Raw genomic sequence first — 13,310 nt, 5'->3', positions numbered from 1 at the left:
AAACCTAATTCGAGGAAAAAGTCATGTGGGACTATTCAGATAAAGTTAAAGAACATTTTTTTAACCCTAAAAATGCGGGCGCTGTTGTCGATGCGAATGCGATCGGCGAAGTGGGTTCAATCAGCTGCGGCGATGCGTTGCGGTTGACCTTGAAAGTCGATGACGATAGTGAGGTTATCCTTGAAGCCGGTTTTCAAACCTTCGGTTGCGGTTCGGCGATTGCGTCGTCGTCAGTACTGACCGAAATCATCAAAGGCATGACGCTGGATGAAGCGTTAAAAGTCACCAACCAGGACATCGCCGATCATCTGGAGGGCTTGCCGCCCGAAAAAATGCACTGTTCGGTCATGGGCCGCGAAGCTTTGCAAGCGGCGATAGCGAATTATCGCGGCGAAGAATGGAAAGACGATCATGAAGAAGGCGCGCTGATCTGCAAATGTTTCGCAATCGATGCGGTGATGATAGAGGAAATGATTTGGGCCAATAAATTGCGCACGGTTGAAGACGTGACCAACTTCACCAAAGCCGGCGGCGGTTGCGCGGCTTGTCATGAAGACATAGAGGCGATCCTGGAAAAAGTGCTGGCCGAAAAAGGCGAAAAATTCGATCCAAGCGCTGAGTCGGTCAGCAAGCCTGCGGAGAAAGTCGCCGCGGTTAAAGCGCCGTTGACCAATCTGCAACGCATCAAAAAGATCGAGCAAGTGTTGGAGTCGTTAAGACCGTCGCTGATGGCGGACGGCGGCGACGTGGAACTGGTCGAAGTGATCGGCAACACCGCTTACGTGAACATGACCGGCGCCTGCAACGGTTGCCAAATGGCCGCGATGACGATTGCCGGCATTCAACAACGCTTGATGGAAGTGATGGGCGAATTCATTAAAGTCGTGCCGGCGTCGGAAATGTCGAAACTGGTCAATATCGAGGTGGCGTGATGACTGACATTTATCTTGATAACAATGCGACCACTAAGGTCGATCCGGCGGTCGTCGACGTGATGATTCCGTATTTTCTTGAGCAATACGGCAATCCGTCGTCGATCCATAAATTCGCCGACGGCGTAGCGCGCGGACTCAAGCAGGCCCGCCAGCAGGTTCAGGCTTTAATCGGCGCCGAACACGATTCCGAAATCATTTTCACCTCGTGCGGCACCGAATCCAACTCTACGGCGATTTTGTCTGCAATCAAGGCGCAACCGAACAAGAAAGAAATCATCACTACCACGGTGGAGCACCCGGCGATTTTGAACCTGTGCGAACACCTGGAAAAAGAAGGCTATACGATTCACAGAATGCCGGTCGACAAGGCTGGGCGCTTGAATTTGGAATCGTATAAACGGCTGCTGTCAGACCAGGTCGCGATTGTGTCGGTCATGTGGGCCAATAACGAAACCGGCACGATTTTCCCGGTCGCCGAAATGGCGGAGATGGCGAATGCCGCCGGCGTGATGTTTCATACCGATGCGGTGCAGGCGGTCGGCAAAATTCCGATGATGTTGCAGGACACCAAAATCGACATGTTGTCGTTATCCGGCCACAAATTGCATGCGCCGAAAGGCATCGGCGTTTTATACCTGCGCCGCGGCACGCGCTATCGTCCGTTGCTGCGCGGCGGCCACCAGGAGCGCGGCAGAAGGGCAGGGACTGAAAATACCGCGTCGATTGTCGGTTTGGGCAAAGCCTGCGAATTGGCGTTGGAGTATATTGAATATGAAAATACCAAAGTCAAAGCCATGCGCGACCGTCTGGAACAAGGCATTACCGAGCAAATCGGCCATTGTTTCGTGACCGGCGACATGTACAACCGTTTGCCTAATACGACCGACATCGCTTTTGAATATATCGAAGGCGAGTCGATTTTGATGTTGCTGAACAAAGCCGGTATCGCCGCGTCGAGCGGTTCGGCCTGTACTTCCGGTTCGTTGGAGCCTTCGCATGTAATGCGGGCTATGGATATTCCGTATACCGCCGCGCACGGCACGATACGCTTTTCGTTCTCGCGCTATAACACGATGGCGGAAGTCGATAAGGTTCTGGAAGTGATGCCCGGCATTGTCGCGACCTTGCGCAAATTGTCGCCGTACTGGGACGGTAACGGCCCGGTTGCAAACCCTGAGCAGGCTTTTGCGCCGACTTACTCCTAATCAGATAGACCGCTCCTCGTCGTTATCCGTTCGTTAGACCTTCCAGGTGTTTACTGGAGCCGCTCCCGGCGGCTCCAGCACTTCTGACCGCCATGGATGGAGGAAATGCCGAAGACTGCCGGGAGCAGTCTCGGCCGCCGTCCCTGGCAGTCGGTCGCATCGATTCCCTCGGCAACTGCTCTTGCGTTGCTAAGCCACAAGGATGTGGTGAATGCAGAAAATGCAGGAGCGGTTTTCTGCCTACCTCCTGCATCCCTGGCAGTCGCAAAACCTGGAAGGTCTGCATGATGATAGAATACCCGCCTCATTCAGCCAATTCCATTGACCTGAATACAGAAAGTGTTATCGTAAGCCCTAATTTTTCCCGCTCCCACGCGCCGCATTGGCATTAAGTAAATAAAACGCCGGCATCCAAGTTCCGATCTTGGCAACCGGCATCAGCTATGACTCATCAAACTTCAATCGATCTGCAAATCCCTTTCCACGATGTCGACATGATGGAAGTCGTCTGGCACGGGCATTACGCCAAGTATTTTGAAATCGCCCGTTGCGCGTTATTGGAAAAAATCGGTTACAACTACCCGCAAATGCGCGATTCCGGTTATGCATGGCCGGTAATCGACCTGAACATCCGTTATGTGCAGCCGGCCGTATTCGGGCAGACTATTACGATAACGGCGCAAATTGTCGAATGGGAAAATCGCCTGAAAATAAATTACCTGATCACCGATAAAAACTCCGGCTTAAGGCTGACTAAAGGACATAGCGTGCAGGTGGCGGTGGATATGGCGACTAAAGAAATGTGCTTTGTGTCGCCGCCGGTGTTGTTTGAAAAGCTTGGGATGGAGGTTTCTTGATTTTAATAAAAGCGTTGTTTTTGTCTTTATTATTATGCGGACAAGGGTTTGCAAGCGAAGACTTGTTGGCTGGAATTGCCGCTCGACTGGTAAAAACACCAATCACCCAAGGCGAGTTTCACCAGCAAAAACACCTGAAGGTACTACACAAGCCGTTAATTTCCAGCGGCACGTTTACTTACGATCAAAACAAAGGCGTTATCTGGAAAACGCTGACGCCGGTTGTTTCAGTACTGCTGGTCAATGAGTCGAAGCTGTTGACCGGGCAGGGCGAACAAGCGGTGCCGGCGGCTTTCGGCAAGGTTTTTAAAGCCATGCTCGGCGGCGATCTGGCGGCGCTGACCGACGGCTTTAACGTGACCGGAAGCGATCAAAAAACATCCTGGCAACTGGAACTGACGCCGAAGGACGACATGCTGAAAAAAGTGATCGGCACGATGCTGCTGTCCGGCGACACCGAACTGCGCAAGCTGGAAATACGCGAAGCGGGCGGCAACGTGACCGACATCGCTTTCGATAACATTAGCCATCCCGCGCAATTAACCGACGAGCAACAAGCCGATTTTGAACGTTTATCACCCTAAGCTGACCGCAGCACTTTGGCTGGCCGGAATGCTGGTTATCTGTATTCTCGGTGCTCAAGCATTGACTAAGGACTGGCTCGAAACCGGTTTTTTAGCCCTATTGCCGGCCAACGAGCAGCAGCCGGAAATCGCCAAAGCCACGCGGCAGCATAACGAGCTGTCGAACCGGAAAGTGATCTGGCTGGCCGGCGCTACAACATCCGAGGAAGCTATCGGTCACGCGCAAAAGCTTAAACGGCAACTGGAGCAAAGCAGGCTGTTCAGCAAGGTCGTGTTGGAGTTTTCGCCGCAGCAATATATCCGGCAGTACCAGCGACTGTTTTCTTATCGCTATCAGTTGCTGGATACGCAAACCCAAGCCATGCTGGCTAATAACCCCGACCGGTTAATCAAGCAAAACCTGGAGATACTGAACAGCCCGATTGGGCAGATGCAGGCGGCCGATCTTGAACGCGATTCGGCGTTGTTGTTCAGCCGTTATTTCAATTCGCAAAATCCGGTTAAGCTGAACCTGGAGCAGGGCATCGTCGTTTTGCCGGACAAGAATAAGTTCTGGGCATTGGTGTTGACAGACTTGCAGGACGAGCGCTTGCAGTTGGATAAGCTGGAAACCCTGTCCGCTTTGGTCGACAGCGCCACCGAACAAGTCAAAGCGGCCGGCGGCGAATTGCTGGTTTCAGGCATGGCGCTGTTTACCGCGCATGGGGCCGAGTCGGCTAAACAGGAAATTTCCACGGTCGGCATCGGTTCCAGTCTTGGCATTATCGTATTGCTGTGGGCGACTTTCCGTAGCGTCAGGCCTTTGCTGTTATCGAGCCTTGCGATCGGCAGCGGTCTGTTGGCTGCGCTGGTTGTCTGCGTGCTGTTTTTCGGCAAGATACATATTTTGACGTTGGTGTTCGGCGCCAGCTTGATCGGCGTCGCCGATGACTATGCGCAGCATTTTTTATGCGACAGTTTCGGAGAGACGGATTGGAGTCCGCGCAAAGGCCTGAGGTTTATTCTGCCGGGGCTTTCTCTGGGGCTGATAAGCAATCTGCTCAGTTATGCCGGCTTGGGATTCTCGCCGTTTCCGGGCTTGCAGGAAGTGGCGCTGTTCTCGGCTGCCGGTTTGTTGTTTGCCTGGTTGACGGTGGTGTTGCTGTTTCCGTTGCTGCTGAGCGGATTCACGTTTAATCATCGGCCCGGCATCCTTAAATTAACCACTTATTGGGAACAACATTGGCCGCTGTGGGTCAGCAAAAACCGGCGCTGCTTAGGTTTACTGCTGATAGTTTTTACAAGCGGCGGCCTGTGGCTGTTGACGCCGCAGGACGATGTGCGCTTGCTGCAATCGCCGCCGGCCGGATTGCTCCGTACCGCCGATAAAATCAGGCAACTGTTTCCGATGAGTCCCGACAGCCAGTTTTTCCTGGTGTCGGGGAAAGATCAAGCCGACTGGCATCGAAACGAGCAAAGACTGCTCGAACGTCTCGACGCGTTAAAATCGCAAAAAGCGCTGGCAGCTTACGAAGGCTTGAGCCGCTACTGGCCCGATGCGAATCAACAGCAGCAAAATTACCAACTGTTAAAGCACAGTTGGTACGATTCCGGTTTACTGGAGCGCTATATGACCGATCTGGGTTTTGACCGGGCAGCGGTGCAATCTGAACTTAAGCAATTTGCCGCCGCGGAGGGCAATACTTTGGCCTTGCCGGAATGGCTGGCGGCTGCCGATCAAAACAAACAGCAGTTGTGGCTAGGTTGCGATGCCGGCCGCTGTCAAAGCACGGTGACGCTGACCGGCATCAACGATATTAACGCGTTGGCGGCGGTACATGATTTGCCGGGCGTGGCCTGGGTCGATCAGGTCGAATCGGTATCGTCGTTGTTTGCGCGATATAGAATCAGGGCCAGCGGCTTGTTGGCGATTGCATTTTGCTTGGCTTCGCTGGGTTTGGCTTATAAGTTCGGCTGGCGCAACGGCGCGACGATCATGTCGGTGCCGGTCTTGGCGCTGGCGGTTTCGTTGGCGATGTTAGGCTGGTTTAATCAGTTGTTCAGCCTGTTCAACCTGTTTGCATTGTTGCTGGTGTTGGGTATCGGCGTCGATTACGGGCTGTTTTTTTTCATGGCCGGCGACAGGCGCGCCAGCACTTCGTTGGGCGTGACGCTGTCGGCGTTAACGACGCTGCTGGCGTTCGGATTGCTGGCGGTCAGTTCGACCGAGATCGTGCATGCGTTCGGCTTTACGGTCACTTGCGGTATTGTCACGGCGCTGCTCAGCGCGCCGTTGATTGGGCTTAAGGGACAAAAATTATAATGGAACACGGATGCACGGATTTGACTGATAAACACGGATAAATAAAGAATAAATAAAATCCGTGTAGATCCGTCCGATCGGTGCCATCCGTGTTCTATTTTTTAATACTTAAATAGCGGCAAATTATCATGACAAATACAGGCGAAATCATCATCATCGGCGCCGGACCGTCCGGCAGTATCGCCGGGGCATTGCTGCAAAACCAGGGTTTTAAGGTAACGATTCTGGAGCGGCAGTTGTTTCCGCGTTTCAGTATCGGCGAAAGTTTGCTGCCGCAATGCATGGAGTTCATCAAGCAAGCCGGGATGATGGACGCGTTGGTCGATGCCGGGTTCCAGTATAAAAACGGCGCATCTTTTGTCTATCGGGATCAACACACCGAATTTTCGTTTGAAGACAAATTCAGCCCCGGCATCGGCACTACGTTCCAGGTGCAGCGCGGCCGTTTCGACAAACTGCTTGCCGATGAAGCGGTGCGGATGGGCGTTGACATACAGTGGCAAATGGAAGTGCTGGCGGCCGATTTTTCCGGTGATCGGCCTGAGCTGACGGTGCGCGATCAACATGGCGAAGTCACGGCTTATCGTGCCGATTTTGTGCTCGACGCCAGCGGTTTCGGGCGCATTCTGCCCAGATTGCTGGATTTGGAGTCGCCGTCCGGGTTTCCGGTCAGGCAAGCTTTGTTCGGCCATATTGAAGACCGGATCGGCGAAGGGCAATTCGACCGGAACAAAATCAGGATTACCGTGCATCCCGGCCATAAAGATGTCTGGTTTTGGCTGATCCCGTTCAGCAACGGCCGCAGCAGCGTTGGCGTGGTCGCGGAACCTGAATTTTTTCAGGGCTGGGATAATAACGATCAGGCTTTGCAAGATATTGTCAACCAAGATGCGAGCTTGACCGCTTTGCTTGGAAATGCGGTGTTCGATGAGAAAATCAATACTATCGTCGGCTATTCGGCCAATGTGAAAAGCCTGTACGGCAAAGGCTATGCGCTGCTCGGCAATGCCGGCGAGTTTTTGGACCCGGTATTTTCATCCGGCGTGACGATTGCGATGAAGTCGGCCAGTCTGGCCGCGGCTATTTTAGCCAGGCAATTTAATAATGAAGCCGTCGACTGGCAGCAGGATTATGCCGAGCCTTTGCAGCGCGGCGTCAATACTTTCCGGGTGTTTGTCGATGCCTGGTATGACGGCCGCTTCCAGGACGTTATTTTTCACCCGAGACAACAACCAGAAGTCAAGGCGATGATCAGTTCGATACTGGCCGGTTATGCCTGGGATGAAAATAATCCTTATGTCAAAAATTCCCGTTCTAGGTTGGATACGTTGGTTGAGTTATGTCGGGAAGGTTGATTGTCTCGTTCCAACGTAGCGATATGAAGACCTTCCAGGTTTTTACTGGAGCCGCTCCCGGCAGCTCCAGCACTTCTGACCTCCATGGATGGAGGAAATGCCGAAGACTGCCGGGAGCAGTCTCGGCCGCCATCCATGGCAGTCGGCCGCATCGGTTCCTTTCCGATTGCGGCACTTCCGCCATCCCTGGCAGTCGTAAAACCTGGAAGGTCTGGTTTGCAACGTTCGTCTCGTTCCCACGCGCTGCGTACCCTCTGTGGCATAAATGGGAATGCAGTTTAAGGCGCGCTACGCCGATATATAAGAATAATGTGTCGCTACCGCGACGATTTTTGAATCGGGGTCTCGCCCCCGAGGGCGAGATACTTTTCGCTACGAAAACCATCCGTGGTTTTCGCCCTGCGGGCCAGCCGATGGCCGTTCAAATTCGCTCCAGGCGAATTTGTGCTCCGCCAAAGAAAAGTATCCAAAAGAAAGGCGGCCCGGTTGCCGCTTGTTTCCTCCGTTCCTCGCTTTCATCGAGGGTTGCCAGAAGGACCATCCTTGGCCTTCTGGCAACGCGCTGCCTCCTTGCAGCGCCCCTAACGGGCTGATCCCGATGAAAGCTCCGGTACTCGGCGCGGCAAACGGGATTCAGTCCGTGCCATCGATAAGTTTATCTTGTGTTCATCGTTGCGCTAGTTCCCAAGCTCCAGCTTGGGAATTCAGTGAGGGAAGCTCAAGCTTCCCGTTTCTTGAAGTTGGACGAAGATTTGAGTGGAGATTGGAAGCCACCATAATCTCTATTTTTTTTAGCTTTATATTGTCCGGCTGCACGCTGATACAAACGCAACAAGTTACCGATAAACCTGAACCAATGCCAATCGCTCAACCCTTAGGCCCTGCCAGACGTATCGTGCAACAAATAAACGCCGTCTGGGCGGATCGCCGGGAATCCATGCTGGCCGTGCTGGAATTGGATGCGCGCCATATCGCGATGTCAGGCCTCAGCAATGACGGCTTAAGCTTGTTCAATTTAACTTACGACGGCAACACCGTCGTGTCCGATAAAAGCCCGTTATTGCCGGAATCGGTCAACCCGGAATTTATCATTGCCGACCTGCAACTGGTCTATTGGCCTATTGCCGAATTGCAAAAAAAGCTTCCGGCCGACTGGCGCTTGGAAGCAGCTCAAAACAAAAGAATTTTAACCGCCGGCAATAATAAACAAGTTGAAGTGAACTATTTATCCGCCGACCCGGATTGGCCTAAAGCCGTCGAGCTGGTTAATTTTCGGTACAATTACCGCCTGAATATTAAAACGATAAGTTATGAGCTTATACCTGAATGACTTAGGCTTGCTGTGTGCGGCCGGGAACGGCAAAGCCGACGTATTAAAGCGTTTGCTGGTCGGCGACCGGTCGGGATTGGCCGCTAGCGATGAATTCGGCGCGCGCTGCTTCGTCGGTGCGGTTAATGCCGAGCTGCCGGAGATTCCGCAGCGCTACAGTCTTTACAATTGCCGGAATAACCGCTTGCTGTTGGCAGCGTTAAGCCAAATACAATCAACGGTGCATGACACGATCAGCCGATTCGGCTCTGACCGTATCGGCATTGTGTTGGGTACCAGCACCTCGGGCGTGCGCAATACCGAATTTGCGTTGGCGCATTGGGCTGAACACGGCGCATTGCCGGACGAGTTTCATTACAAGCAGCAGCAAATGGGCGCCGGAGCGGATTTTTTGGCCGATTTTATAGGCATTGAAGGCCCGGCTTACACGATTTCTACCGCCTGTTCTTCCAGCGGCAAAGCGTTTTCGTCGGCGCGGCGCTTAATCCGGCAGGGCTTTTGCGATGCGGTTATTGTCGGCGGGTCAGACAGCTTATGCGGTCTGACCGTTAACGGCTTTACAGCTTTGGAATCGATCAGCGCCGGGCTATGCAGGCCGTTTGGCGCGCATCGCGACGGCATCAATATCGGCGAGGCGGCCAGCCTTTTTGTGTTGAGCAAAGAGCCTGGACCGGTGCTGTTGCAAGGCATTGGCGCAACCAGCGACGCCTATCATTTTGCCGCGCCGGACCCGGACGCAACCGATGTGATTAAAGCCATGCAACATGCGCTGGACGATGCCGGTAAAATACCGGCACAGATCGATTACCTGAACCTGCACGGTACCGCCACTGAGTTGAACGATGCGATGGAAAGCAAAGCCGTTAATGCGTTGTTCGGTTCCACGGTCGCGGTCAGCTCCAGCAAGGGCATGACCGGTCATACATTGGGGGCTGCGGCTGCGTTGGAGTTGGCTTTTTGTTGGCTATTGCTGACTACTGACGATAATCAAGGCGCGTTGATTCCGAATATCAACGATGACGAAGCGGATGCAACATTGCCCGCGTTAAATTTGGTAAAAAAAGGAGAAACGTTGGGACGCAAGATCGATATTTGCCAAAGCAATTCGTTTGCTTTCGGCGGCAATAACCTGTCTATTGTGGTGGAGCGGGCATGAACGATATTGCCGACGACTGCATTGATGCGGTTTTAACAGTGACGGAGAATTTATGTCCGGAACGGCAAGAGGCCGTCGCATTGGACGATGTTAACGATTTCATTCCGCACAGCGGCAGCATGGCGTTGCTGGATCGTATTGTTGACTGTGACGATCAGGGCTTGACGGCCGAACTGGTCGTGCGCAGTGACGGCTTATTTGGTGACGATCAATCCGTTCCCGCCTGGGCCGGCATTGAATATATGGCCCAAACCGTCGCCGCGTATGTCGGCGTAAAGGCAAAGCAAGCCAATGAGCCGATACGGATGGGTTTTTTGCTGGGGACTCGGCGTTACAGCAGTAATGTCGCCGTGTTCAAGGCGGGGACAGCATTAACGATACGGGTGGAAAAGATTATACAGGACGATGGCTTGGGGGTTTTCGATTGCCGGATTGAAGGGGAAAATATCGAAGTTACGGCTAACTTGAATGTCTATCAGCCTCCGTTGGATAACGCACCTATTGAAAACATCGCGAGTTAGACCTTCCAGGTTTTACGACTGCCAGGGATGGCGGAAGTGCCGCAATCGGAAAGGAACCGATGCGGCCGACTGCCAGGGATGGCGGCCGAGACGGCTCCCGGTAGTCTTCGGCATTTCCTCAATCCATGGAGCTCAGAACTGCTGGAGCTGCCGGGAGCGGCTCCAGTAAAAACCTGGATGGTCTGCATAGCGAGTTACTATTCAGTACATAAAGAAATGGAACACGGATGACACGGATAGGACGGATTTACACGGATATTTAGTCCAAATCCAGTTTGATTACGCTTTTAAAATCAGTGATTATCCGTTTAATCCGTGTCATCCGTGTTCCATTAGAGAATATGCTGAATAGTTACCACATTGATATGTTTCCTGCCAACAAGATGAAGTATTAAAACAACACATGAGCAAAATATGAATAAAACTGTTTTAGTGACCGGTTCCAGCCGAGGCATCGGCAAAGCGATTGCGTTATACCTGGCTAAACAGGGCTTTGATTTGGTCATCCATTGCCGCAGCCGGATTGAACAGGCCGGGGAGGTCGTTGCCGAGATAGAAAAGCTGGGACGGCAAGCCAGGATTTTGCAATTCGACATCGCCGACCGCGAACAATGCAGCGATCGGCTGACCCAGGATATTGACAATCACGGCGCTTATTACGGCGTCGTTTGCAATGCCGGCATTAGCGCCGATAACGCGTTTCCGTCGCTGACCGGCGAACAGTGGGACAGCGTGATTCACAGCAATCTGGACGGTTTTTACAACGTCTTGCAGCCGGTGATAATGCCGATGGTCAGGCGCCGCAAACCGGGACGCATCGTCACGTTATCGTCGGTTTCGGGCTTGATGGGCAATCGCGGCCAGGTCAATTACAGCGCCGCAAAAGCCGGAATCATCGGCGCGACCAAGGCACTGGCGTTGGAAATGGCAAAGCGCGACATTACCGTTAATTGCGTCGCTCCGGGGTTGATCGAGACCGAAATGGTCGACGAATTGCCGCTGGATGAAATCAAGAAAATGATTCCGGCGCGAAGGCTCGGTAGTCCCAAGGAAGTGGCGGCAGCCGTGGCTTTTTTAATGTCCGAGGATGCGGGCTATGTGACCCGGCAGGTCATTTCCGTTAATGGTGGCTTATGTTGAAACGCGTGGTGGTGACCGGCATGGCCGGGATTTCGCCGATAGGCAATAGCTGGCCGCAAGTTGCCGGGCGGCTTAAAAGCAAGTCTACCGGTATCGCCGTGATGCAGGATTGGAGTAAGTATCAAGGCTTGAATACCCGTCTCGGAGGGCCGGCCGATTTTACCCGGCCCGAGCATTATTCGCGCAAGCAAGTGCGCGGCATGGGCCGCGTCGCGTTGATGGCGACTTATGCAACCGAGCTGGCGCTGAGCGATGCGGGCTTGCTAGATGACGATTGCCTTAAAAGCGGGCAGATGGGCGTTGCCTACGGCAGTTCGTCGGGCAGTCCCGATGCTATCGCCGAATTCGGCAATATGTTGCTTAACCATGCCACAGGGGGCTTGAATGCGACCTCGTATATCAGGATGATGAGCCATACCGCGCCGGTCAATATCAGCCTGTTTTTCGGCATCAACGGCAGGATTTATACAACCTCAAGCGCCTGTACTTCCAGCAGTCAAGGCATCGGCTATGCGTACGAAGCGATAAAGTTCGGCCGGCAACAACTGATGGTGGCGGGCGGCGCGGAAGAGCTTTCACCGATTCAGTCCGCCGTATTCGATACCTTGTTTGCAACCAGCCTTCGCAACGATGAACCGGATAAAAGCCCACGGCCTTTCGATCGCGACCGGGACGGTCTGGTGATCGGCGAGGGCGCAGGCACGTTGATATTGGAGGAGTTGGAGCATGCTTTGGCTCGCGGCGCTGAGATTCATGCCGAATTGGTGGGTTTTGGCACCAATTCGGACGGCCTGCATGTGACCCAACCTAACAGCGACAGTATGCAGGTTGCGATGCGTTTGGCTTTGCAGGATGCCGGGCTGGAAGCGCCCGCAATCGGTTACATCAGCGCGCACGGCACCGCAACCGGTCACGGCGACATCGCCGAAAGCCATGCGACCGCGGCGGTATTCGGCGACAAAACGCCGGTCAGCGCGTTGAAAAGCTTTACCGGCCACACTCTGGGCGCTTGCGGTGCGCTGGAAGCCTGGGTGGCGGTAAAGATGATGAATGAAGGCTGGTTTCATGCCACGGCCAATCTTGACAACATTGACCCTGGATGCGCCCGGCTGGACTATATTAAAGAGGATATTCGTCAGTTCGATTGCGATTATGTAATGAGTAATAATTTTGCTTTCGGCGGTATCAATACTTCTTTAATTTTTAAGCGTTGGGATAAATGAAATCCCGTTCAACCCCTGGAGAACTACAATGATAAGAAAAATATGTTTAGCGTTGGCTTTATTGATTTTGATCACAGGCTGTACCACGACAGGAACATTTAAAGTGCCGCCCGGCACCGATCTATACGTTTACAAAAGGCCTGAGCCGGTAGACATCAAGGCTGACGGCAAGGTCACCACGAAGCCGTTCTTCTGGACGGCTGCCGGTGTACCGCCTGAAGGCGGCATACCTTACCGCCTAGAGAAAGGCGGTAAGGTTGTCAAGGAAGGAAAACTGAGGACAAAATTCCGTACCGTTTCTATTTTCTGGCCGCCGTTTGCCGCGATCTATTGGCCAATGGGATTTAATCCTGACATCACCTACGATCTGGTAAATGACAAGCAGGAATAAAGCATTGCGGTAACCTGATTAGGCCGTTTTTTGCAACATAAACCGGCCAATAAAGGTAGTTGTTTTATAGTCTGGAGTTATCCACATTTTCTGTGGATAACTCTGTGCATAAACTGAAAATAGATGAGCTAACTATTCACTTCTTAAGCTTTTTTGTTAAATCGTTCAGATTGTAGCCAGTGCGCGATTCGCTATTAATATCGCATCAAATATCAATGACTTAGCGAAATAAAAAATGATTTTAACGATGGTTTTCTACCTGCGGACTGAAGTTCTGCAGGTATGCTGCTGAAACAAAAGTATATTGTACA

General features: G+C 52.8%; 12 protein-coding genes. All 12 read left to right on the top strand.

What is annotated here, in order from left to right:
- The first annotated feature begins 23 nt into the window (after positions 1-23).
- The 12 genes from nifU to EKO24_RS13035 all read left to right on the top strand — a co-directional run bounded on the left by nifU (position 24) and on the right by EKO24_RS13035 (position 12,999).
- Positions 24-932 (top strand): Fe-S cluster assembly protein NifU, encoded by a 909-nt coding sequence (nifU, locus tag EKO24_RS13100; protein WP_127030485.1) that lies wholly within the window; start codon positions 24-26, stop codon positions 930-932.
- A complete protein-coding gene (gene nifS, locus EKO24_RS13095; protein ID WP_127030486.1) occupies positions 932-2,140 on the top strand; it encodes a cysteine desulfurase NifS in 1,209 nt (402 codons plus the stop codon). Before nifU ends, nifS begins: the two co-directional genes overlap by 1 nt.
- Before the next feature lie 443 nt (positions 2,141-2,583).
- On the top strand, positions 2,584-2,997 hold the full coding sequence (locus EKO24_RS13090; protein ID WP_127030487.1) for an acyl-CoA thioesterase: 414 nt from the start codon (positions 2,584-2,586) through the stop codon (positions 2,995-2,997).
- Positions 2,994-3,581 carry a LolA family protein gene (locus tag EKO24_RS13085; protein ID WP_127030488.1) on the top strand — a complete coding sequence of 196 codons (588 nt, stop codon included), beginning with the start codon at positions 2,994-2,996 and terminating at the stop codon, positions 3,579-3,581. Before EKO24_RS13090 ends, EKO24_RS13085 begins: the two co-directional genes overlap by 4 nt.
- Entirely contained in the window at positions 3,562-5,883 is a 2,322-nt protein-coding gene (locus tag EKO24_RS13080; protein WP_241674525.1) for an MMPL family transporter, read from the top strand. Before EKO24_RS13085 ends, EKO24_RS13080 begins: the two co-directional genes overlap by 20 nt.
- A gap of 128 nt (positions 5,884-6,011) precedes the next feature.
- Entirely contained in the window at positions 6,012-7,238 is a 1,227-nt protein-coding gene (locus EKO24_RS13075; RefSeq protein ID WP_127029748.1) for an NAD(P)/FAD-dependent oxidoreductase, read from the top strand.
- A gap of 856 nt (positions 7,239-8,094) precedes the next feature.
- On the top strand, positions 8,095-8,568 hold the full coding sequence (locus EKO24_RS13060) for a DUF3261 domain-containing protein (protein ID WP_161990602.1): 474 nt from the start codon (positions 8,095-8,097) through the stop codon (positions 8,566-8,568).
- On the top strand, positions 8,549-9,724 hold the full coding sequence (locus tag EKO24_RS13055) for a beta-ketoacyl-ACP synthase (RefSeq protein ID WP_127029751.1): 1,176 nt from the start codon (positions 8,549-8,551) through the stop codon (positions 9,722-9,724). The genes EKO24_RS13060 and EKO24_RS13055 overlap by 20 nt, the downstream gene beginning before the upstream one ends.
- On the top strand, positions 9,721-10,245 hold the full coding sequence (locus tag EKO24_RS13050) for a hotdog family protein (protein ID WP_127029752.1): 525 nt from the start codon (positions 9,721-9,723) through the stop codon (positions 10,243-10,245). Before EKO24_RS13055 ends, EKO24_RS13050 begins: the two co-directional genes overlap by 4 nt.
- A 414-nt stretch (positions 10,246-10,659) precedes the next feature.
- A complete protein-coding gene (gene fabG / locus EKO24_RS13045) occupies positions 10,660-11,385 on the top strand; it encodes a 3-oxoacyl-ACP reductase FabG (protein WP_127029753.1) in 726 nt (241 codons plus the stop codon).
- Positions 11,379-12,608, top strand: coding sequence for a beta-ketoacyl-ACP synthase (locus EKO24_RS13040; protein WP_127029754.1), 1,230 nt, complete (start codon positions 11,379-11,381; stop codon positions 12,606-12,608). Before fabG ends, EKO24_RS13040 begins: the two co-directional genes overlap by 7 nt.
- A 28-nt stretch (positions 12,609-12,636) precedes the next feature.
- Entirely contained in the window at positions 12,637-12,999 is a 363-nt protein-coding gene (locus EKO24_RS13035; RefSeq protein ID WP_127029755.1) for a hypothetical protein, read from the top strand.
- Positions 13,000-13,310: the final 311 nt, after the last annotated feature.

Origin of the sequence: Candidatus Methylobacter oryzae (genome assembly GCF_003994235.2) — a bacterium.
GTDB lineage: Bacteria > Pseudomonadota > Gammaproteobacteria > Methylococcales > Methylomonadaceae > Methylobacter_A > Methylobacter_A oryzae.
Note: the sequence above shows the minus strand (reverse complement) of the source record. Positions and strands in the feature narration are given on the sequence as shown.